Here is a 21,174-nt window from a genome sequence, read left to right as displayed (position 1 = left end):
TAGGGCCCCACCACCTCGTTGCGAGGAGCATCTTCATGACGCCGCCCGTCGTCCAGTCGCTGCGCGAGCAGATCCGCGAGCACATCGTGGAGGGGATCGTCAGCGGGCGGTGGAAGCCGGGCGAGCGCATCGTGGAGCGGCGGATCGCGGTGGAGCTGGAGGTGAGCCAGACACCGGTGCGGGAGGCCCTGCGCGAGCTGGAGGCGCTGCGGCTGATCGAGTCGGCGCCGAACAAGGGGGTGCGGGTCCGGGAGCTGTCGGCGGCGGATCTGGAGGAGATCTACCCGGTCCGGGCGGGGCTGGAGCAGATCGCGGCGGAGCTGGCGGTCGTGCGGCTGGCCGGTGACGTGACGGCGCTGCGCCCGCACGTGGAGGCGCTGTACGACGCGGACCGGCGGGGGGACGGCGAGGCGCAGGTGCGGCACACGGTCGCGTTCCACCGGGAGCTGGTGCGGGCGGCGGGCAACAGTGTGCTGCTGCACACCTGGGAGGGGCTGGGGATCGAGGTGTGGACGGCGCTGTCGATCCGGTGGCTGGGGACGGTGCAGCAGTCGTACGCCGAGGAGCACGAGGCGGTGCTCGCCGCGATCGAGCGCCGCGATCCGGGGATCGGCCCCCTCGTCAAGGAGCACGTCCTGGGCTGCGCCCCGGCCCCTCGCTGAGCCCTGGAGGCGGCGCCGGCGAGCAGCGGACGAGCAGCGGGCGAGTACGCGCCCGGGTGCCGGCCGGCGGCCCCGTCCGCGGCTACGGGATTCCCGGACTACGATGCACTCCGGCTCCGCGGCACGACCCGGCCACGGGGCCGGTGCGCGGACGGCCGCGGGTACGCCGTGACCGGCCGCGCCGTACCCCGCGCCCCTCGGGACGCCTGGCATTCGGTGCCTTTTCCCGAGGCACGGAATGCCAATTTCGGTGCGCGGACGGTTTTTACCTACGGATCCTTTGATCGATCATCGATCAGAGGCGTACAGTCCCTTCGTTGGGTGACCCCTGTCCTGCCCCCTTCAGGGTTCTCACACCCACCGCTCAACCGCCCTCCCGACCCCGTTTGGAGGGGCCTACACGTCCGGAAGGTGGCCACCATGCCCGACGCCGTACACAACCTGCCGAGCGAGCTCGACCAGCTCCCGGACCGGGATCCGCAGGAGACCGCCGAATGGCGCGAGTCCCTGGACGCCGTGACCGAGCACGCCGGTGCCGACCGCGCCTCCTACCTGGTGCAGCGCACCGTCGAGCACGCGCACGACACCGGCCTGGACGTGCCGGAGCTGCTGGAGAGCCCGTACGTCAACACCATCCCCACCGACGCCGAGCCCGCGTACCCGGGTGACGAGGCGCTGGACCAGCGGATCACCGCCTGGAACCGGTGGAACGCCGCCGCGATGGTCACCCGCGGCAGCAAGGACGGCCTCGGCGGGCACATCGCGACGTTCGCGTCAGTTCCCCACCGTCTCCATGGGCCTGGGCCCGCTCTCCGCGATCTACCAGGCGCGGTTCAACCGCTATCTGACCCACCGCGGGATCAAGGACACCTCCGCCTCGCACGTGTGGGCGTTCCTCGGCGACGGTGAGATGGACGAGCCCGAGTCGACCGCCGCGCTGGCGCTGGCCGCCCGCGAGGAACTGGACAACCTGACCTTCGTCATCAACTGCAACCTCCAGCGCCTCGACGGCCCGGTCCGCCCCAACTTCAAGATCGTGCAGGAGCTGGAGGCCCAGTTCCGCGGCGCCGGCTGGAACGTCATCAAGGTGCTGTGGGGCTCCGCCTGGGACGAGCTGTTCAAGCTGGACACAGAGGGCGCGCTGGCCCGCCGGCTGCGCGAGGTGCCGGACGCCCAGTTCCAGACCTACGCCACCCGTGACGCCGCCTACATCCGCGAGCACTTCTTCGGTGCCTCCGAGGCGCTGGGCCGGATCGCGGCGCAGCTGTCGGACGAGCAGATCATCGAGTGCTTCCACCGCTCCCGCGGCGGCCACGAGCCGCGCAAGGTCTTCGCGGCCTACCAGGCGGCCGTCGAGCACAAGGGCACCCCGACCGTCATCCTGGCGCAGACCGTCAAGGGCTGGTCGCTCGGTCCGGGCTTCGAGTCCCGCAACGCGAACCACCAGATGAAGAAGCTCACCAAGGACGAGTTCCGCGGCATGCGGGACGTGCTGGAGCTTCCCATCGAGGACAGCGCCATCGACGCCGCCGAGATGGTGCCCTACTGCCACCCGGGCGCCGACGCACCGGAGATCAAGTACCTGCACGAGCGGCGCCGCGCGCTGGGCGGTCTGGCCCCGGCCCGCAAGGTCGTCCCCACGGGGCTGCCGGCTCCGGCGGAGAAGCCGTTCGACGCGCTGAAGAAGGGTTCCGGCTCCCAGGAGATCGCCACCACCATGGCGTTCGTCCGCCTGGTCAAGGACCTGATGCGGGAGAAGGAGACCGGCAAACGCTGGGTTCCGATCGTCCCCGACGAGGCCCGCACCTTCGGCATGGAGTCGCTCTTCCCCTCCGCGGGTCTGTACTCCCCCAAGGGCCAGACCTACGAACCGGTCGACCGTGACCAGCTCCTGTACTACAAGGAGGCCGTCAGCGGTCAGATCCTGAACGAGGGCATCACCGAGGCCGGTTCGCTGGCCGACTTCACCGCCGCCGCGACCTCGTACGCGACGCACGGCGAGCCGATGATCCCGTTCTACATCTTCTACTCGATGTTCGGCTTCCAGCGGACCGGCGACCAGTTCTGGGCGCTCGCCGACCAGCTGGGCCGCGGCTTCGTCATCGGCGCCACCGCGGGCCGCACCACCATGACCGGTGAGGGCCTCCAGCACGCCGACGGCCACTCGCCGCTGCTGGCCTCCACCAACCCGGCCGCGATGATCTACGACCCGGCGTTCGCCTACGAGGTCGCCGTGATCGTCAAGGACGGTCTGCGCCGCATGTACGGCCCGGACGCCGACAAGCAGGAGGACGTCTTCTACTACCTGACGGTCTACAACGAGCCCAAGGTGCAGCCGGCCATGCCGGAGGGCGTCACCGAGGAGCAGATCGTCAAGGGCCTGTACAAGTTCCGCGACGCCGCAGCGGTGGAGGGCACCTCCCCCGCCCCGGCCGACGCCCCGCGCATCCAGCTGCTGGCCTCGGGCACCGCGATCCACTGGACCACCGAGGCCCAGCGGATACTGGCCGAGGAGTGGGGCGTGGCCGCCGACGTGTGGTCGGCGCCCTCCTGGAGCGAGCTGCGCCGCGAGGCGCTGGAGTGCGACGCGGCGGCGCTGCGCGGCGAGGAGCGGGTGCCGTACGTCACCCGTGCCCTGGAGGGTGCGCCCGGCCCGGTGCTCGCCGTCAGCGACTGGATGCGGGCCGTGCCCGACCAGATCAGCCAGTGGGTCGAGCAGGACTGGGCCTCGCTGGGCACCGACGGCTTCGGGCTGTCCGACACCCGTGACGCGGCCCGCCGCCACTTCGGTGTGGACCCGCAGTCGGTGGTCGTCGCCGCGCTGGCGCGGCTGGCCCGCCGCGGCGAGGTGAAGTCCGAGGACGTCCGCAAGGCCGCCGAGAAGTACGGCCTGGCGTAAGGACGGCACATCCCGGCGGCAGGTCCGGGAGAACTGCCGGTGCCCCCGCTCCGCACGGAGCGGGGGCACCGTTGTCAGTGCCGCGGCCCGCACCGGCCGGCCCCGGGCGGGCGGGCCGGTGCGGGCGCCCGGTTCACTCGGCTTCCGGGTGCTTGCGCAGCTTCAGGATCGCGGCGACCAGACCGCCCCAGACGATGAGGATGGCGGCGGCCATCATCACGACGGCTCCGGTGGACATCAGCGCACCTCCTCACCCTGCTCGGCCGGCTCTCCCGCGGCGTCGTCCTCGGCGGAGGCCCGGCGCCAGGGGACGAGGGAGATCAGTACGCCCACCACGAGGGCGCCGACGGCGACCCCCCAGCCGGCCCAGGCGAGGAACGAGCCCGGGTAGCCGCCGTAGTTCTCGTCGAACTCGGCGCGCAGGCTGTCCACCATCATCCAGCCGAGCACCAGCGGGGTGACCACTCCCAGGCAGACCCGCCACCAGACGCCCAGCCGGATGGCGGAGGTCTCGTCGGCGTGCGCCTGGAGGGGCCGCAGCCGGCGCAGGACCCAGCCCATGACCACGAGGAAGACCAGCGCCGCGAGGGCGATGCCGTACTGGTTGATGAAGTGGTCGGCGGCGTCCAGCAGGGACAGTCCCGCGTCGGTGGGGAACAGCAGCAGCGAGACGACGGCCACCGCGCCACCCACCAGCCACACGGCCGGCACCCGGCGCATCCCGGTGCGGTCCTGCACCGCCGAGACGACCACCTGGACGATGCTGACCAGCGAGGTGATGCCGGCGATGGCCAGGGAGACGAAGAAGAGGAAGCCGAAGGCCGCGCCCATCGGCATCTGCGAGATGACGGTCGGGAAGGCGATGAAGGCCAGCCCCACCCCGTCGGTGACGACCTCGCCGACCGCCACACCGTTGGCCTGCGCCATGAAGCCGAGGGTGGCGAAGACGCCGATGCCGGCCAGGATCTCGAAGGAGCTGTTGGCGAAGCCGGCGACCAGCGCGGAGCCGGTCAGGTCGGAGCGGCGCCCCAGGTAGGAGGCGTAGGTGACCATGATGCCGAAGCCGATGGACAGCGAGAAGAAGATCTGCCCGTAGGCGGCGACCCAGACGCTGCCGTCGCCCAGCGCACCCCAGTCGGGGGAGAAGAGCGCGTCCAGTCCCTTGGCGGCCCCGTCCAGAGTGAGGGCGCGGATCACCAGGACGACGAAGAAGACCACCAGCAGCGGGATGAAGATCTGGTTGGAGCGTTCGATGCCGCGCCGGACGCCGAGCGCCAGGATGATCAGGACGAGCACCCAGACGGCCAGCAGCGGCCAGAAGACGTTGCCGACGAAACCGGTCGGCAGGCCGGGTTCGGCGGCGGCGTGCAGGAAGTCGCCGGAGAAGAACTTCTCGGGCTCCTTGCCCCAGTCCTTGCCGAAGGAGAATCCCGCGTACCGTATCGCCCACGCGACGATCACGGCGTAGTAGCTGGCGATGACGAAGCAGATCGCCACCTGCCACCAGCCGATGATCTGCGCGGGTCTGGATATGCGTCTGAAGGCCGCGGGCGGCGATTGACGGTACTTGCGGCCGACGGTGTATTCGAGGATGAGCAGCGGGAGACCTGCGGTGAGCAGTGCGACGAGATACGGCAGCAGGAATGCCCCGCCGCCGTTCTTGTACGCCTCGGCGGGGAAGCGCCAGATGTTGCCCAGCCCGATGGCGGAACCGATGGCGGCCATCAGGAACCCCGCCCGCGAGCCCCACTGTTCGCGAGTTTGCTGAGACATGACCAAATCCTTGTTCGCTGAATACCGTGCGCACGGTAACAGCAGCGGAAGAGCCCACGGGAGGGGTCCGGCGTGCGTGCCGCCCGGCTGATCAAAATGGTGCTGCTGCTCCAGTCCCGGCGCGAGATGACGGCCCGTCAACTCGCCGATGAGCTGGAGGTTTCGGAGCGCACCGTGGCCCGCGACGTGCTGGCGCTCTCGGAGGCCGGGGTGCCCGTCTACGCGGACCGGGGCAGGGCCGGGGGCTACCGGCTGATGGGCGGCTACCGGACGCGGCTGACCGGGATGGGCCGCAGCGAGGCGGAGGCGCTGTTCCTGTCCGGCGTGCCCTCGGCACTGCGGGACCTGGGGCTGGACGACGCCGCCTCGGCGGCCCGGCTGAAGGTCTCCGCGGCGCTCGATCCCTCGCTGCGCGATGTGCACGACAGCACGGCGCAGCGTTTCCACCTGGACGCGCCCGGCTGGTGGCAGGCGCCCGAGACGCCCGCGCTGCTGCCGGCACTGGCCGACGCGGTCTGGTCCGACCGCCCGGTCCGGGTCCGCTACCGGCGCAAGGAGACCGAGGTGGAGCGGGAACTGGAGCCGCACGGACTGGTGCTGAAGGCCGGCCAGTGGTACCTGGCGGCCCGGGTCGTCGCGGACGGGGACGCACGCCGCGACACCGCGGAGGGCCCCGCGCAGGATGCCGCCTCGGACAGCCGGTGGCGGGTCTACCGGGTGGACCGGTTCACCGAGATCACCGTCCGCGACACCCACTTCACGCGCGACGCGGACTTCGACCTGGCCGCGTTCTGGACGGAGCGGGCGGCGGCGTTCGCCCGCTCCCTCCTGCGCACCGAGGTGACCCTGCGCCTCTCCCCCGCGGGCACCCGCCGGCTGCGGCACGTCACCTCCCGGGCGGCGGCCGACGAGGCGCTGGCCGCCGGCACGGCCGACGAGCAGGGCCGCACGACGGTGACCTTGCGGGTGGAGGACGAGGAGGTCGGCTACGAGCAGCTCCTCACCCTGGGCCCCGAGTGCGAGGTGCTGGCGCCGCCGTCGCTGCGCGCCCGGTTCGCCGAGGCCGCGCGGCGGACGGCGGCCCTGTACGGGGCGCCGTCCGCCGCGGACGGTCAGCGGTAGCCGGTCACATCGGCGGGCTTGCCCGCGGACTGCACCTCGGCGATGTAGCGCCAGGCGTCGGGCGCGGAGCCGTCCACGTCGGTGAAGCCGTAGACCTTGGCCAGGCCGCCGCTGGAGAGCGACTGCCCGTTCCAGCGGGCCACCTCGGGGTCGGCGGCCAGCGCCGCCACGGCCCGGCCGACGAAGGTGGGGGTCTCCGAGATGGCGAAGTGCGGGTCGGTGGCGCAGCCGTCCCGCCAGCGTTCCTCCGTCACCTTGAAGTAGGTGTCGAGCATCGCCTCGGAACGCAGCCAGCCCGGTGTCAGGCACACCACGGTGGTGCCGTACGGCTCGGTCTCCTCGGCCAGGGCCCGGGCCATCCGCAGGGGCGCCGCCTTGGCCAGGTCGTAGAAGAGGGGTTCGCGGTAGTTGCGGTTGTACTCCTCCGTACCGTCGGTCACCTCGATGAGCAGACCGCCCGGCCGGCGGATCAGCAGCGGGAGGGCGCAGGCGCTCGTGATCAGATGGCTGTCGATGCCCAGCCGCAGTGCGCGCAGCCCGTCGTCGAGATCGTGCTCCCACAGCTTCTTGTCGAAACCGATGAGGCGGTCGCCGCCCCACAGGTCGTTGACCAGGATGTCGAGCACACCCTCCTTCCGGTCGATCCGCGCCACCAGCTCGCGCACCTGTTCGGCATCGAGGTGATCGACGGCGACGGCCCGCGCCGCACCGCCCGCGTCCCGGCCCGCCTCGGCCGCCAGCTCCGCCGTCTGCTCGATGGTCTCCCCCGCCCGGCCGACCTCGCTCAACCGCTGCCGCGTCGTCCGGCCCGTCGCGTAGACGGTGGCCCCGGCACGGCACAACTCGACCGCCATCGCTCGTCCCGCTCCCCTGGTCGCCCCCGCGACCAGCGCCACCTTGCCGGCCAACGGTCCCCGGGACCGCTCGTCCTGCGCCACCTGACTTCTCCTCACTGCCGTCACGGAGGCCCGCCCGTCCGGCCGGACCCCACCCTGTGCGCGGACGGCCGACCGGCCGCCGCCCTGGTGCACCGGAGAGACTCACAGCGATACCGGACATCTCCTGTCGCACTTCCGCATCCGTTCCCCCGCTCCGCGTCCGGCACATAACGAGACAGCCGCATCTGGCGCACTCCGGGTGCGCGGCGGACGCACAGGCCCGATGCTGAGGGCGTGATGGACGAGACCGAGTTCTGGGCGCTGATCGACTCCACCCGCCAGGAGGCCGACGGGGACCCCGAGGAACAGGCCGATCTGCTCGTCGAGCGGCTCACGCAGCTCGACCCGGACGCCGTGACGGACTTCGCCCGCCACTTCGAGTCCCGCTGCAACCGGGCCTACCAGTGGGACCTGTGGGCCGCCGCGTGGATCCTGCTCGACGGCGCGAGCGACGACGCGTTCGACGCCTTCCGCTGCTGGCTGATCGGCCAGGGCCGGGAGATCTTCGAAGGCGCCGCGCACGACGCGGACGCCCTCGCCGAACTGCTCCCCGACTTCGACGCCGAGCTGGACGGCGACGGCGAGGAGCTGGGCTTCGCCGCGGACGAGGCGTACGAACAGCTGACCGGCACCGTCCTGCCCGACCTCGGACTGCCCGAGCCGTCCGCGGATCCGGCCGGCGTTCCCCTCGATCTGGAGGACCCGGCCGCCCTCGCCGACCGCCTCCCCGAACTGTGGGCCCGCTTCCGCGCCCCCTGACCCATTGGTGGGCCCTCGGCCCTTTGGCTGGGGGCTCCGCCCCTTGCTCCCCCACGGGCGGGGCCCTCATCCCCATGGCTGGGGCCTCCGGCCCCGTGCTCCCCCTGTGGGCGGGGCCCTCATCCCCATGGCTGGGGCCTCCGGCCCCGTGCTCTCCCATTTGTTGGGGGCTCTGCCCCCAAACCCCCGGTCCTCGCCGGACAGGCGTTGGGGCGGCTCCGCCCCCCAACGGCCCCCCGCTAGGGGGCTTCGCCCCCTAGAACCCCCGGCCGAAAGAGCCTGCGCCCGTTGACATGAAAGAGACCCGCCTTGCGGCGGACGCCCTTGGTCGCCGCCGGTGACTCCGTTGATGTTTGTTTTGGTGGGGGCAGGACAGGGGCGAGGGCCCCACCCACGGGGCAGCAAGGGGTGGAGGCTCCAGTAATGGCGCATGCGCCAGGATGGGCGCATGCGCATCGCGGTCACCGGCTCGACCGGCCTCATCGGATCGGCACTCACCCGCTCCCTGCACGCGGAAGGACACGAGGTGCTCCGCCTCGTACGGCGGCCCGCCGCAGCCGCCGACGAGGTCGCCTGGGACCCGCGCGGCGGCCACGTGGACACCGCCGGGCTGCTCGGCTGCGAGGCCGTCGTCCACCTGGCCGGTGCCGGGGTCGGCGACCACCGCTGGACACGGAAGTACAAGCGGGAGCTCCGCGACAGCCGGGTCCTGGGCACCCGCACCCTGACGCGTGCCCTCGCCGGGATGGCGACTCCGCCGAGGGTGCTGGTCGCCGGTACCGCCATCGGCTATTACGGCGACACCGGGAGCCGGGCCGTCGACGAGACCGCGCCCGCCGGTGACGGTTTCCTCCCCGGGCTGTGCCAGGAGTGGGAGGCCGCCGCCAGGCCCGCCGAGGATGCCGGCATCCGTACGGTGTTCGCGCGCACCGGGCTGGTCGTCGCGCGGGGCGGCGGGGCGTGGGGGCGGCTCTTCCCCCTCTTCCGGGCCGGGCTCGGCGGGCGTCTCGGTGACGGGCGCCAGTTCTGGAGCCACATCGCCCTCCACGACCAGGTGGCCGCCCTGCGGTTCCTGCTGGACGCCGAGACGCTGGCCGGGCCCGTCAACCTCACCGCTCCGCAGCCCGCCACCAATCGCGAGGTGACCGCGGCCATGGGGCGCGTCCTGCGGCGGCCGACGCCGTTCGCGGTGCCGGCGCCGCTGCTGCGGGTCGCTCTCGGCGAGTTCGCCGGGGACGTGCTGGGCAGCCAGCGGGTACTGCCGCGCCGGCTGCTCGACGCCGGGTTCCGCTTCGCGTTCCCGCGCGTTGAGGACGCGATCCGCAGCGCCGCCTGACCCCGCCCGCGCCCGCCGCGCCGAGGCGCGGCCCGGCGGCGCGGTGCGGGAGCGGCGGCCGGGCCATCATGCATCCGGGCGCCCCCTGCGCGACGTACCGCGACGCGGTCACACACCCAACGCTCGAACACGGGTATGAGCCGCGTGCGCCGGGGCATCAGGCAACCGGACGACCGGAACCCGCACGCCGATCGACGTCGGGAGGAACAGTGCCGAGCAGCAGCGGACACAGCAGCCGTGCGGACGTCAGCGCGGACGCCGCCGGAGGGACAGCCGGCGCCGGCCCCGCGGAGCGGGCCGATGTGGTGGTGGTCGGCGCCGGTCTGGCCGGGCTGGCCGCCGCGCACCGCCTGATCAGCGCGGGCCTGCGCGTGGTGGTGCTGGAGGCGGCGCCGGACGTCGGCGGCCGGCTGCGCACCGACGAGGTGGACGGCTATCGCCTCGACCGGGCGCCGGGCGTGCTGACCCTCGACCACGACGGTACGGCCTTCGCGCGGCTGCCCGCGCTGGAGCGGCTGAGGCTGCGCCCGTTCGCCCCGGGGGCGCTCCTGCACTGCGCGGGCCGCACGCATCGGGTGGCGCCGCGCACGGCGGCCCGCGGCGTGGCGGCGGGCGGGCCGGAGGCCCAGGCGGCGGGGCGCGGGGAGCGCCCAGGACGTCCGGAGCGGACGGCGGCCGAGGGCCCGGCCGGTACCGACCGGCGCACGAGGGGCGCACGCAGCGCTCGAGGGGCGCTGGAGACGGCGCGCGCCCTGGCGCCGGCGGGCGCCCTCTCGACGGCCCGCGCACTGCGCGGCGCACGAACCCGCGCGGACATGTCGGACGTGGTCGGCCTGGCGCGGCTGCGGGTCGCACTGGGCCGCTTCGCCTCGGTACCCGCGCAGGGGCTGCTGTCCCGGCCGGAACTGCCCGCGGACCAGGCCCTGTCGGCCCGCGGTCTGCCGGCCCGGCCGGCCCAGACACTGGTGCGCCCGCTGCTGACGGCCCTGCTGTCGGACCCGGCGCTGACCACCTCCAGCCGGGTGGCCGACTGGACACTGCGGGGCTTCGCACGCGGCGGCCTGGGGGTGCCCGCGGGCGGGCAGGCGACGGTGCCCGAGCTGCTGGCGGCGGCCCTGCCGGCGGGGACGGTCCGCACCGGGGTGCGGGTCACCTCCGTGAGCACGCACGCCGTGGAGACGGAACGGCACGGCACGTTCGGCTGCGAGGCGGTGCTGGTGGCGACGGGCGCCCGTTCGGCGGCGGCGCTGCTGCCGGGGCTGCGGGTGCCGCAGTTCCACCCGGTGACGGTGCTCCACCACGCCGTGGACGAGCCGCTGCCGCCCGGGGCCGCGGGACCGTCGTTCACGGTGTGCGCCGAACGGGGCGCCGGGCGGGGCGGGGCGGAGCCGGACCCGGTGAGCCACACCTGGGTGGCCTCGGCGGTGGACCCCTCCCGTGCGGAGCCGGGCCGCACACTGGTGACCTCTGTCGTGCTGGGCGAGCGCTCGGCGGAGCCGCCGGCGGCCCTGGACAAGGCGGCGCGGGGCCAGTTGGCGGGCGTGTACGGCACCTCGACGGACCGCTGGGTGCTGCTGGCCGCGTACCACGACGCGGAGGCGGTGCCGGCGATGCCCGCACCGCACGATCCGCGGCGCCCGGTGCGGGTGCTGTCGGGCCTGTATGTGTGCGGGGAGCACCGGGACACGAGTTCGCCGCGCGGCGCGCTGAGTTCGGCGGAGCGGGCGACGGAGCAGATCCTGCGGGACTTCGGGCTGCCGACGGTGCCGCGACAGCTTGCGGAAGAGGTCGCCGCATAATCGAACATGTATCCCGAAATCCCGGATGACCAGCGGGTTTTGTCAGTGGGCACGGGTAGAATCGAAGTAGTTTCCAGGAAGCGCACCGACGTCTGGAGGAGACTGTCGATGACTGCTGTCCGTTCCCGCACCTCCCGAGCGCCCTCCCGTCCCACTGCCCGTCAGCGACACCGGCAGCCGCAGCTTCCGGCCATGTCCACCCTGCCCGTCCTGCCCAAGAAGCCGCTGCCGGCGGGCCGTCCGCGCGCCTGGTACGAGGCGCACAACCGCCGGCTGAAGGCGATGCGGATCGCCATCGCCCTGCTCGACACCGGCGTCTACACCGCCGAGCAGGCGTGCGACCACACCATCCACGCCACGGCACAGCGCATCGGCGTGCATCCGCCGTCGCTGACGACGTGCCGGATGGTCCGCTCGCTGCTGCCGTAACCGGCCCCGGCCGCACCGGAACACGACACCTGCACCGCCGGCAGCACGCCGGACCGTTCACCATCCCGACGCACGCGACGCGTGAGCCCGGGGCCCCGGCACCGGCGGCAGTCGAGTCGACTGCCGCCGCGCCGCGGCCTCGGCGCGTCTCCGGGGCCGGGAGGGAAAAAGCCGCCGGTCCAGCTCGCGTCAGCCGGCCGTGACGGCACGCCGGACGCTCTCCCGCAGCAGCGAGCGGCGCTGTTCGTGCACCTCGTGAGGTTCCTGCGCGGTCGCCGCGTAGACGTTGCTGACCGGGGACCAGGCCATCGACATGGCGATGACCAGGGCCATCACGTCGAACGGATCCCCCGGGCGCACCCGGCCCGCGGCCTGGGCCCCGGCGATGGCGCGCAGTTTGCGGTCGTCGTACTGCTCATGACCGGCCACGAGGTGACCGGCCGGCCGGCGTTCCAGACGCGCCCAGGTGGCCAGCCGGATGAGGTCGGGGCGGCGCAGATACTCGTCGTAGAGGCGTACGGCCCAGTCCGCGAGGTCGTCGGCGTCAATGGGCACGACCTCGGTGATCCGCTCCAGCGAGCCGAAGAAGATCGCGTCGAACAGTTTCTCCTTGTTGCCGAAGTAGGCGTACAGCTGCGCCTTGTTGGTGCGCGCGGCGGAGACGATGCGTTCGATGCGCGCTCCGGCGATGCCGTGCTGGGCGAATTCCCGGGTCGCCGCGTCGAGGATGCGCTGGTAGGTCGCGGCTCCGCGCGAGGTCAGGGGCTGGTCCGCCATGCCGTCGAGACTAGCAGACAGAACAGTTGGTTTGCTTTCCTCCGGTGACTCGCCTACCTTCGGCAGACCGAACAGTCTGTTTGAGGAGATGCGCTGTGCGGACAACGACCGGTTGGCAGGCGGACGGCCCGACGGCGACGCTGCGGCGCACGCCACTGCGACGGCGCGAGCTGCGCCCCGACGATCTGGCGGTGCGGATCGACTACTGCGGCGTCTGCCACAGCGATCTGCACGCCCTGCGCGCCCACGACGGCGCCACGGACCGGCCCCTCGTGCCGGGCCACGAGTTCACCGGCGTGGTGACCGGGACCGGGCCCGCCGTCACCCGTTTCCGCACCGGCGACCGCGTCGCGGTCGGCAACATCGTCGACGCGTGCGACGAGTGCCCCATGTGCCGGGCCGGGCAGGAGAACTTCTGCCACGCCTTCCCGACCCTGACCTACGGCGGCACCGACCGCCGGGACGGATCGGCCACCCTGGGCGGGTACGCGCGGGAGTACGTCGTCCGCGACCGGTTCGCCCACCCGCTCCCCGCCGGACTGGACCCGGCCGCCGCCGCGCCCCTGCTGTGCGCCGGTGTCACCGTCTGGGAGCCCCTGCACGCCCTGGGCGTGGGCCCCGGCAGCCGCGTCGGTGTGGCCGGGCTGGGAGGGCTGGGGCACCTCGCGGTCAAGATGGCCGTGGCCCTCGGAGCCGCCACCACGGTCGTCAGCCGGTCACCCGACAAGGCCGGGGACGCCCGGCGGCTGGGCGCCCACGAGTTCGTCCTCTCCACGGACCCCGAGCAGCTGGCCGGGGCCCGGGAGCGGTTCGACGTGCTCCTCGACACCCTCTCCGTGCCGCACGACCTCGGCCCCTGCCTGCGGCTGGTCGCCCTGGACGGCACCCTCAGCCGGCTGGGCCACCTCGGGCCGGTCACCGTGGAGACCACGGACCTGCTCATCGGACGCAAGAAACTCAGCTCGGCGGGCAGCGGCGGCCTGCCCGCGACCGCCGCGATGCTGGACTTCTGCGCCGAGAAGAACATCACCGCCGAGATCGAGCTGCTCCCCTCGGCGCAGGTGAACCAGGCCCTCGACCGGCTGAGCCGCAACGACGTCCGCTACCGCTTCGTGCTCGACATGTCCGACCTCGACTGAGCAGGCGGCGGCCGGCCCGGCGCCCGCTCAGGCCACCGCGTGCCGCGCCACCAGCCGGGCGAGGCCGGCCGCCGAGGTGCCCAGTCCGGTGGGCGCGCCGAGGGCCGGGCCGGGCAGGAAGTGCCGGCGCAGGTCCTCCTCGGTGTAGCGGCGGCAGCCCTGGTGCCACACGAGGATGCCGGACAGCCAGTTCTCCAGGTCCCGTACGTAGCCGTCCAGCGCGGCCCGGCCCTCCTCGTCCAGGGCGAAGTCGTCGTAGAGGACGGGGAACTCGTGCGCGGCCACGTGCTGGAACTGCCGCATCCGGGACGTCATCAGATCGTCGACGATCCGCAGCGCCGTGGCCGGGTCGCAGTCGAAGAAGTTCCACACGACCAGCAGCGCGTTGTGGATCTCGCCCTCGAACTCGATCTCCTTCTGGTAGGAGAAGACGTCGTTGAGCAGACAGGCGTAGTCGGCGGCGGCGTTCTCCAGCGACTTCATGGGGCCGCTGCGGTAGACGCCCTCGGGGATGGTGTCGGGGTGGGCCAGCCGGCACAGGCTCATCGTCAGGTCGGAGCCGAAGGTGCGGCGCCGCATCTCGACGTAGTCGACCGGGTCGGGGATGCGGTTCTGCGCCTGGTTGTCCAGCTCCCACAGCCAGCTGGCGGCCATGGTCTCGATGGCGGCGCGGAAGCGGCGCCGTTTGGCGACGCTCATCGGCCCGGCCGTGCGGGACCACAGATCGGCCAGCGACCGCTCCAGCGGCCCGGCCGGGGGCGGCATCGGCTCGCCGTCCTCAACCGGCATGAACAGCGACAGCCGCTCGGTGCACACCTTGGCGCCGGCCAGGTCGCGGGTGCGGCCGAAGCGGAGCGGGTAGTAGTCGTCGCCCCAGGTGCCCCAGGCCAGCCAGGCGGAGGTGAGGTCGAGCTGCTCGGGGGTGGCGTCGGGGTGGATGCCGGCCGCGCACAGCGGCAGGTCGTTGTCGCGGACCAGCTCCTCGTCCCACACCCGGTGGCCGGGCACGTCCGGCTGCGGATCCAGCAGCCCCATGGCGCGGGACCAGTCGACGACGCGTTCGCGGGCGCCGTCCAGGTGGGGGCTGCGGCGGGCGGTGAAGGGCATGTCGAAGTCGGGCAGCACGGACGGCCCGGTGCGCTCGTGCGGCACGTGGCTGAAGGAGCGGGCCCGCTGCGGGGCGGTGCGCACGAGGCTGCCGGGGATGTCCGCCGCGGAGGTGCCCAGACCGCTGGGGGCGAACGGGAGGCGGGCGGGGGCGCCCGCTCCTGAGCCGTTCATGTAGCGGCTGGAGCGCATGTGCCATTCGTGGCCGCCGGACTGCCAGTCCTGGAGCCCCTTGACGTAGGCGGCGATGTCCGCGCAGGCAGCCGCGTCGAGGCCCTGCTCGGCGCAGAGCGCGGGCAGTTCGGTCAGCGCGGTGTGCTCGAACTGGTGGAGGCGGGAGGTGAGCAGGTCGTTGACGGCGTCCGCGGCTTCCTGCGTGGTGCAGTCCAGGAACGTCTCCAGGACGAGGACGCCGTTGGACAGCTCGCCCTCGTCCCCGGTCTCCCGCTCGTAGGAGAACAAGTCGTTGCGCAGGTGCACGGCGTCGGAGAAGGTGTCGCGCAGGACGCACAGCGGGCGGGAGCCGGCGACGGCGGCGGGCACCTCGGCGTGCGCGGCGAACTCCACCAGCCCGGCCGACCAGGGGGCGCCGCCGACCTTGCGGCGCATCTCGATGTACTCCACCGGGTTGGGCACCCGGCCGATGTTGATGTTGGACAGCTCCCACAGGGACTCGTTGAGCAGGTTCTCGGTACTCACGGCGAACCGGGCGCGCCAGTCCCGGGACATGGACGGCACGGTCCTGGCCCACAGGTCGGCCAGGCCCGCCTCAACCGGGTTGGTGGGCTCGGGCACGGCGGCGGCGTCGTCCAGCGGCATGAACAGCGGCAGCCGGTCCAGGTACGCCTTGCCTCCGGGGCGGTCCTGGGTGCGTTTGAAGATCTCCAGAAAGTGGTCGTCGAAGAAGAAGACCCACACGTACCAGTCGGTGACCAGCGCCAGGTCCTCAGCGCTGGCGTCCGGGTGCGTGTAGGCGCACAGCAGCGCGTAGTCGTGCGCGTCCAGGTCGGCGGTCTCCCAGACGCCGGACCCCTCCAGCATGCCCATGCGGCGTGCCCACTCCCGCGAATGGGACCGCGCCTCCTCCAGGTGGGGGTTGAGGCGGGCCGGGTACGGCACGTAGAAGTCGGGCAGTTCGAAGGGTTGCGACAACGTGCGGTCCCCCAGCTCGTCGAATCGGTGCGGCGGTTGGCCTACCCAGGGCAGAGCGATCAACATCCTTTTTCACCCGTACGTGGGATGCGCCCGTTACGGGGTTGTCGAACAAATTCCGTGGCAGGTCCCTCAGTTGCGCTGCTAGGTTCGCGATCGTGGCGAAGCTGAATCAGATCATCGCGGTCGAGAAAGGCGTCAAGTCCAAGGTGGCCCAGGACTTGGCGCAGGCGCAGCACGGGCTGGGTAAGCCCCAGATGCTGGCCGGTATCTCGCGGACGTACCAGCCCAAGGACGAAGAGGGCGAGCAGCTTCCGCCGGAGTCGACCCGGGTGCAGGTCAAGGCCGAGGATGTGCTGAAGGAAACGGCGAAGATCCTCACCCGGCTGTTCGATGTGACGGCCACGAAGGACTGGGCGAACCTGACGGCCCGCGCGGACGTCGTCGTCGACGGGCGCACGGTGCTGGAGCAGGTGCCGGTCTCCTACCTGCTGTTCCTGGAGAAGCAGCTCGGCGAGCTGGGCACCTTCCTGCGCAAGCTGCCGGTGCTGGACGGGGCGGAGGCGTGGGAGCTGGACCCGTCCACGGACTGGTGGAAGACCGAGCAGGTCCGCACGGTGCGCACCAAGAAGGTGCCCCGCAACCATGTGAAGGCGGAGGCCACCGACAAGCACCCGGCCCAGGTCGAGGTCTACTACGAGGACATCCCGGTCGGCTACTGGACGACGGTCAAGTACTCCGGGGCCCTGCCCGCGCGGCGGGTCAACGAGCTGCTGGAGCGGCTGGACAAGCTGTCGGCGGCCGTGAAGTTCGCCCGCGAGGAGGCCAACGCGACCGAGGTGACCGACAAGCGGGTCGGCGACGCCGTCTTCGGCTACCTGTTCGCCTGAGCGGCGGCCCGGGAGCCACGCGGCAACGGGCCCGCCGAAAGGACGGCACAGGAAGACCGGCACAGGAAGACCGGCGCAGGAAGACCGGCGCAGGAAGACCGGCACAGGAAGAGCAGCACAGGAGAAACAGCACAGGGATGACAGACTCCCCGGGCCCGGGTTTCAAGCGGCCCAGGTCCGGGGTGCGCCAGGAGCGCAAAGCTGAAGCAGAAGCTGATGTGTGATTCCCGGAGCCCGTGAAGTGATCACGGCACCGGTTCAGTCTCAACCTCTCGCTCCAAGCTCAGCATCGCCGTTCATCGCCCGGCAACCGGGGTGGTGACGACCTTGAGACGCCGGTTCGAATCCGGTCGGCCGTTCCACGTGCGGCCGTGGTGGAGTGGCTCCACGCGAGGACATCGCCCGAAAGATCCGCCCATGAACCGTCAGGGCGTGCGAAGGGACGGCAACCAGGACCCCGGGGCCGGGCAAAGCCCCGGGGTCCCCTTTCTTTCCCCCCTTTCCCCGCTTGTTCCGGCTCCCGCCGCGTCCCGGCCGGGGTGTGCGACCGGTGGCGTCCGGCCGGCGGGCATGTGGAAGACTGCGGCGGTACGACAACTCCAACCGAAGGCGACAGGGTCCAGGAAGCCGGTGCGAACCCGGCACGGTCCCGCCACTGTGACCGTCCGGCACCCCCAGGGGCCGGGCGGGAGTCAGACACTGTCCTGCCGCCTCACCTCGACACCAGGGGACGAGGATCCCTTGAGGAGGCTTCATGAACCGGCCGAGACCGGCCTCGGTGCGCCGTGCCCTGCGCATGGCGCTCGCACCGCTGCTGCTCATACCGCTGGCCGCCTGCGGTGGCGGCGGCACCACCTCGCGGGCCGCGGACGGCGGCCACTCCCCCGCCGGGTTCCCGTACACCGTCACCAACTGCGGGGTGCGCACGACGTTCACCGCACCACCGCAGCGCGCCGTGACCCTCAACCAGCACGTCACCGAGATCATGCTGGCGCTCGGCCTCAAAGACCGCATGGCCGGCACCGCCTACCTCGACGACGAGATCCTGCCGCGCTACCGCCGGGCGTACCGGGACGTGAAGGTGCTCGCCGAGCGGTACCCGTCCAAGGAGACGCTGCTGGCGGCGAACCCCGACTTCGTCTACGGCGGCTACACCAGCGCCTTCGACAAGACGGAGGGCCGGGACCGGGCCGCGCTCAAGGCGAGCGGCATCACCACCCGCCTCAATCTGGAGGCGTGCACCAAGGACGCCGGTATCGGCACCCTGCACAAGGAGATCCGCCAGGTCGGCCGCGTCTTCGGCGTGCCGGAGCGGGCCGAGGCGCTCATCGGGAAGCAGGACGCGCAACTGGCCGCCACCGCGAAGCGGCTCAAGGGGACGGAGCGCACCCCGGTGTTCGTGTACGACAGCGGGGACAGCTCCGCGTTCACCGCCGGCGGCGCGGGCATCGGGGAGGAGATCCTGCGCCGGGCGGGCGCCCGCAACGTGTTCGCGGACGTGGACAAGACGTTCGCCGACGTCTCGTGGGAGAAGGTCGTCGAACGCAAGCCGCACACCATCGTGATCTACGACTACGGCGGGACGACGGTCGCGCAGAAGAAGAAGCGGCTGCTGGACGACCCGGCACTGGCCGACGTGCCGGCGGTCAAGCACAAGCGGTTCGCTGTGCTGCCGCTGTCGTCGGCGGTGCTGGGGCCGCGGGTGCCGGACGCGGTGGACGCGCTGGCCCGGCAGCTGCACCCCGGCCGGGCCGGGGAGTAGCCCGGTGACCCTCGGACCGTCCCTGCGTTTCACCCTGGTGACGGCGGCGCTGCTGGCCGTGCTCGCCGTCGGCACCGTCGCCGGACTGGCCCTGGGCTCGGCGCGGATACCCGTCGGCGAGGTGCTGCGGGCGCTGAGCGGACAGGCCGGCCCCGGCCCCTTCCGCACGATCGTCCTCGACGTACGGCTGCCGCGCGTCCTGCTGGCGGCCGTGGTGGGCGCCGGACTGGCACTGGTGGGCGCCGTGCTCCAGGCGCTGGTGCGCAATCCGCTGGCCGACCCGTATCTGCTGGGCATCTCCTCCGGTGCCTCCACCGGGGCCGCGCTGGTCGTCGTCTTCGGGATCGGCGCCGTCTCCATGACCCTGGGCGCCTTCACCGGGGCGATGGTGGCGCTGGTCGTCGTCTACGCCATGGCCCGGCGCGGCGGGGCGATCACCACCGGGCGGCTGGTGCTGGCCGGGGTCGCCGTGCAGTACGTGCTCTCCGCCCTCACCAGCCTGGTGCTGGTGACCTCCTCGCAGAACGAGCATCTGCGGGCGATCCTCTTCTGGACGCTGGGCGGGCTCGGACAGGCCCGCTGGCACAGCCTGCTGCTGCCCGCGCTGGCGCTGCTGGCCGGACTCGTGCTGCTGCTGGCCCTGGCCAGGCCGCTGGACCTGCTGCTGGTCGGCGAGGAGGGCGCCACCGTGCTGGGGCTGGAGGTGGGCCGCTTCCGTGCCGCCGCGTTCGTCCTGGCCTCGCTGGTGACGGCGGTGCTGGTGACGGTGAGCGGCTCGATCGGCTTCGTCGGGCTGATGGTGCCGCACGCCGCGCGGATGGCGGTGGGCGCCGGCCACCGGGCGCTGCTGCCGGTCGCCGCGCTGGGCGGCGCCGCCTTCCTGGTGCTTGCCGATCTGGCAGCCCGCACACTGGCCGCGCCGCAGGAGATCCCCGTCGGCGTCCTGACGGCGCTGACCGGCGGCCCGTTCTTCCTGTGGCTGCTGCGGCGCACCCAGCGCGCCGAGGGGGTGGCCGGATGACCGCGGCGTGCGCACTGAGCACGGAGGACCTCAGCTACCGGACGCCCGCCGGCCGCACCCTGCTGGACGGTGTGACGCTCACCGCCCGGCCCGGCGAGACGGTGGGCGTCGTGGGCCCCAACGGCAGCGGCAAGACGACACTGCTGCGCTGCGTCTACGGCACGCTGCGCCCCACGGGCGGGCGCATCCTGCTCGACGGCGACGACACAGCCGGGCTCGGCGCCAAGGCACGGGCCCGCAAGGTGGCCGTCGTCCCGCAGGACGCGAGCGGCGGCTTCGGGCTGACGGCCCGCCAGGTCGTGGCCATGGGGCGCTCCCCGCACAAACGGTTCTGGGAGGGCGACACCGCCGACGACGCGGAACGGGTGACCGCCGCCCTCACCCGGACCGGGGCCGCGGCGCTGGCCGGGCGGCCCTTCGACGAGCTGTCCGGCGGGGAGCGCCAGCGCGTCCTGGTGGCCCGCTCCCTGGCCCAGGACCCGGCGCTGCTCGTCCTGGACGAGCCGACCAACCATCTGGACGTGCGCTACCAGTGGGAACTGCTCTCCCTGGTCCGCGGGCTGCCCGCCACGGGGCTGCTCGCCCTGCACGACCTCAACCTGGCCGCCTACTTCTGCGACCGGCTGTACGTGCTGGAGGGGGGCCGGGTGGTGGCCGGCGGCACCCCGGAGGAGGTCCTCACCGAGGAACTGCTGGCGCGGGTGTACGGGGTGCGGGCCGAGGTGAGCGTGCACCCGGGCACGGGAGCGCCGACGGTGGTGTACCTGCCGCCGGCCGGGACGGTGAGCCGGTGAGCGGGGACGGGCGGGCCCGGGTGCTCGACGAGTTGACGGCCCTGGTCGAGCTGACGGACCTCGCCTCCGCGCACGGCCCCCGCTACCACATGCTGGCCGGTGAGCCGCCCGCGGCCGAGTCGGACGCGTGGCTGCCGGCGGAGCGGCTGCTGCACGCGGGCAGCCCGGAGCTGGAGCGGCTGCTGGAGGCCGAACGACGCGGCAGCGGGCACCGCACGGCGCACGCGACGGCCCTCACCCTGATCGCCGTGTACGCGGGCCGGGTGACGGCGGCGGCTGTGCTGGCCTGGGCGCTGGACGGCCGCGTGTGGGACGTACGACCGCACAACGTGCTGGTGCGGCCCGGCACGCACGGCATCGCGGGGGTGCGGCTGCGCGAGCCGGCGCTGCTGGCGGACCCGGCCCCCGATCCGGCGGCCACCGTTGCGGCCCTGCACGAGGCGGTGCTGCGCGGCCATCTGCTGCCGCTCGCCGGCGTGTTGCACCGCGCCACCCGCGCGGGGCTGCGGCAGCTGCACGGCGGAGTGGCACACGGCTGCGCGACGGCGCTGAGTTCGGGCGCGGAGCCCGACACCGGTCTGCTGGCCCGCCGCTGGTCCTGCTTCACCGAGCCGCTGCCCCGGCTGGCGGGTCTGGGGGAGCTGGCCGAGGTCACCGGTGCCGACGGCGGGCGGCGGCTGCGCTATCTGCGCAACACCTGCTGCCTCTACTACACCAGCGCCGAGGCCGTCCGCTGTGCGAGCTGCTGTCTGACCCCGCGCGCGGAACGGCTGCGCGCGTACGCGGCCCGCTGAGCCCCCGCCCTCGTACCGTCC

At 72.8% G+C, this 21,174-nt stretch carries 17 protein-coding genes, 1 pseudogene and 1 riboswitch; of the genes and pseudogenes, 13 read left to right on the top strand and 5 right to left on the bottom strand.

Going from position 1 to position 21,174, the window contains the following annotated elements; all coding sequences use genetic code 11:
* Window positions 1-35: 35 nt before the first annotated feature.
* Together IO40_RS0130325 and aceE are read left to right on the top strand one after the other, a co-directional pair.
* Window positions 36-662, top strand: a complete 627-nt coding sequence (locus IO40_RS0130325) for a GntR family transcriptional regulator (protein ID WP_016468555.1) — start codon at window positions 36-38, stop codon at window positions 660-662.
* A gap of 420 nt (window positions 663-1,082) precedes the next feature.
* Window positions 1,083-3,561 (top strand): annotated as a pseudogene (gene aceE, locus IO40_RS34305) (pyruvate dehydrogenase (acetyl-transferring), homodimeric type).
* Between the two features lie 133 nt (window positions 3,562-3,694).
* Here aceE and IO40_RS36495 read toward each other — a convergent pair.
* A complete protein-coding gene (locus tag IO40_RS36495; RefSeq protein WP_016468557.1) occupies window positions 3,695-3,799 on the bottom strand; it encodes a methionine/alanine import family NSS transporter small subunit in 105 nt (34 codons plus the stop codon).
* On the bottom strand, window positions 3,799-5,334 hold the full coding sequence (locus tag IO40_RS0130310; RefSeq protein WP_016468558.1) for a sodium-dependent transporter: 1,536 nt from the start codon (window positions 5,332-5,334) through the stop codon (window positions 3,799-3,801). The genes IO40_RS36495 and IO40_RS0130310 overlap by 1 nt, the downstream gene beginning before the upstream one ends.
* Before the next feature lie 72 nt (window positions 5,335-5,406).
* Here IO40_RS0130310 and IO40_RS0130305 point away from each other — a divergent pair, with 72 nt between their 5' ends.
* A complete protein-coding gene (locus IO40_RS0130305; protein WP_031031017.1) occupies window positions 5,407-6,456 on the top strand; it encodes a helix-turn-helix transcriptional regulator in 1,050 nt (349 codons plus the stop codon).
* Here the strand turns inward: IO40_RS0130305 and IO40_RS0130300 are convergent.
* Entirely contained in the window at window positions 6,447-7,394 is a 948-nt protein-coding gene (locus IO40_RS0130300) for an SDR family oxidoreductase (RefSeq protein WP_030409274.1), read from the bottom strand. The two genes, IO40_RS0130305 and IO40_RS0130300, sit on opposite strands and share 10 nt — an antisense overlap.
* A 237-nt stretch (window positions 7,395-7,631) precedes the next feature.
* Between IO40_RS0130300 and IO40_RS0130295 the strand changes: the two genes are divergently transcribed.
* The 4 genes from IO40_RS0130295 (at window position 7,632) to IO40_RS0130280 (ending at window position 11,717) form a co-directional block, all read left to right on the top strand.
* Window positions 7,632-8,153 (top strand): DUF4240 domain-containing protein, encoded by a 522-nt coding sequence (locus tag IO40_RS0130295; protein ID WP_016468561.1) that lies wholly within the window; start codon window positions 7,632-7,634, stop codon window positions 8,151-8,153.
* Window positions 8,154-8,601: 448 nt separating this feature from the next.
* Window positions 8,602-9,489, top strand: coding sequence for a TIGR01777 family oxidoreductase (locus IO40_RS0130290; RefSeq protein ID WP_016468562.1), 888 nt, complete (start codon window positions 8,602-8,604; stop codon window positions 9,487-9,489).
* A 209-nt stretch (window positions 9,490-9,698) separates the two neighbouring features.
* Complete coding sequence (locus IO40_RS0130285) at window positions 9,699-11,288, top strand: FAD-dependent oxidoreductase (protein ID WP_031176532.1); 1,590 nt, start codon at window positions 9,699-9,701, stop codon at window positions 11,286-11,288.
* A gap of 108 nt (window positions 11,289-11,396) precedes the next feature.
* Window positions 11,397-11,717 (top strand): hypothetical protein, encoded by a 321-nt coding sequence (locus IO40_RS0130280; RefSeq protein WP_016468564.1) that lies wholly within the window; start codon window positions 11,397-11,399, stop codon window positions 11,715-11,717.
* 189 nt (window positions 11,718-11,906) lie between these two features.
* On the opposite strand, the gene IO40_RS0130275 is transcribed toward IO40_RS0130280, so the two are convergent.
* The gene (locus IO40_RS0130275) at window positions 11,907-12,494 is read right to left on the bottom strand and encodes a TetR/AcrR family transcriptional regulator (RefSeq protein ID WP_016468565.1); all 588 of its coding nucleotides are present in this window, start codon (window positions 12,492-12,494) and stop codon (window positions 11,907-11,909) included.
* Window positions 12,495-12,589: 95 nt separating this feature from the next.
* Here IO40_RS0130275 and IO40_RS0130270 point away from each other — a divergent pair, with 95 nt between their 5' ends.
* On the top strand, window positions 12,590-13,633 hold the full coding sequence (locus IO40_RS0130270; protein ID WP_031031027.1) for an NAD(P)-dependent alcohol dehydrogenase: 1,044 nt from the start codon (window positions 12,590-12,592) through the stop codon (window positions 13,631-13,633).
* Between the two features lie 27 nt (window positions 13,634-13,660).
* On the opposite strand, the gene IO40_RS0130265 is transcribed toward IO40_RS0130270, so the two are convergent.
* Entirely contained in the window at window positions 13,661-15,892 is a 2,232-nt protein-coding gene (locus IO40_RS0130265; RefSeq protein ID WP_031176531.1) for a family 2 encapsulin nanocompartment cargo protein terpene cyclase, read from the bottom strand.
* Between the two features lie 158 nt (window positions 15,893-16,050).
* On the opposite strand from IO40_RS0130265, the gene IO40_RS0130260 reads away from it, so the two are divergent.
* From IO40_RS0130260 to IO40_RS0130240, 5 genes are all read left to right on the top strand, one after another.
* Window positions 16,051-16,782, top strand: coding sequence for a DUF7873 family protein (locus IO40_RS0130260; protein ID WP_016468568.1), 732 nt, complete (start codon window positions 16,051-16,053; stop codon window positions 16,780-16,782).
* 597 nt (window positions 16,783-17,379) lie between these two features.
* A riboswitch (cobalamin riboswitch) is annotated at window positions 17,380-17,504 on the top strand.
* A 32-nt stretch (window positions 17,505-17,536) separates the two neighbouring features.
* Window positions 17,537-18,544, top strand: coding sequence for an ABC transporter substrate-binding protein (locus IO40_RS0130255; RefSeq protein WP_030409268.1), 1,008 nt, complete (start codon window positions 17,537-17,539; stop codon window positions 18,542-18,544).
* Window positions 18,545-18,566: 22 nt separating this feature from the next.
* A complete protein-coding gene (locus tag IO40_RS0130250) occupies window positions 18,567-19,565 on the top strand; it encodes a FecCD family ABC transporter permease (RefSeq protein WP_263977590.1) in 999 nt (332 codons plus the stop codon).
* A complete protein-coding gene (locus tag IO40_RS0130245) occupies window positions 19,562-20,359 on the top strand; it encodes an ABC transporter ATP-binding protein (protein WP_031176530.1) in 798 nt (265 codons plus the stop codon). The genes IO40_RS0130250 and IO40_RS0130245 overlap by 4 nt, the downstream gene beginning before the upstream one ends.
* The gene (locus IO40_RS0130240) at window positions 20,356-21,153 is read left to right on the top strand and encodes a (2Fe-2S)-binding protein (protein WP_031176529.1); all 798 of its coding nucleotides are present in this window, start codon (window positions 20,356-20,358) and stop codon (window positions 21,151-21,153) included. The genes IO40_RS0130245 and IO40_RS0130240 overlap by 4 nt, the downstream gene beginning before the upstream one ends.
* Window positions 21,154-21,174: the final 21 nt, after the last annotated feature.

Source organism: Streptomyces albus subsp. albus (genome assembly GCF_000725885.1).
Taxonomy (GTDB): domain Bacteria; phylum Actinomycetota; class Actinomycetes; order Streptomycetales; family Streptomycetaceae; genus Streptomyces; species Streptomyces albus.
The sequence above is the reverse complement of the archived record's forward strand: the minus strand, read 5'-3'. Positions and strand labels throughout refer to the sequence as shown.

Excerpts from the sequence above, each read along its gene's own strand:
- IO40_RS0130295 (WP_016468561.1), top strand. The coding sequence starts at position 7,632 with ATGGACGAGACCGAGTTCTGGGCGCTGATCGACTCCACCCGCCAGGAG.
- IO40_RS0130280 (WP_016468564.1), top strand. The coding sequence starts at position 11,397 with ATGACTGCTGTCCGTTCCCGCACCTCCCGAGCGCCCTCCCGTCCCACT.
- IO40_RS0130275 (WP_016468565.1), bottom strand. The coding sequence starts at position 12,494 with ATGGCGGACCAGCCCCTGACCTCGCGCGGAGCCGCGACCTACCAGCGC.
- IO40_RS0130310 (WP_016468558.1), bottom strand. The coding sequence starts at position 5,334 with ATGTCTCAGCAAACTCGCGAACAGTGGGGCTCGCGGGCGGGGTTCCTG.
- IO40_RS0130325 (WP_016468555.1), top strand. The coding sequence starts at position 36 with ATGACGCCGCCCGTCGTCCAGTCGCTGCGCGAGCAGATCCGCGAGCAC.
- IO40_RS0130255 (WP_030409268.1), top strand. The coding sequence starts at position 17,537 with ATGAACCGGCCGAGACCGGCCTCGGTGCGCCGTGCCCTGCGCATGGCG.
- IO40_RS36495 (WP_016468557.1), bottom strand. The coding sequence starts at position 3,799 with ATGTCCACCGGAGCCGTCGTGATGATGGCCGCCGCCATCCTCATCGTC.
- IO40_RS0130290 (WP_016468562.1), top strand. The coding sequence starts at position 8,602 with ATGCGCATCGCGGTCACCGGCTCGACCGGCCTCATCGGATCGGCACTC.
- IO40_RS0130245 (WP_031176530.1), top strand. The coding sequence starts at position 19,562 with ATGACCGCGGCGTGCGCACTGAGCACGGAGGACCTCAGCTACCGGACG.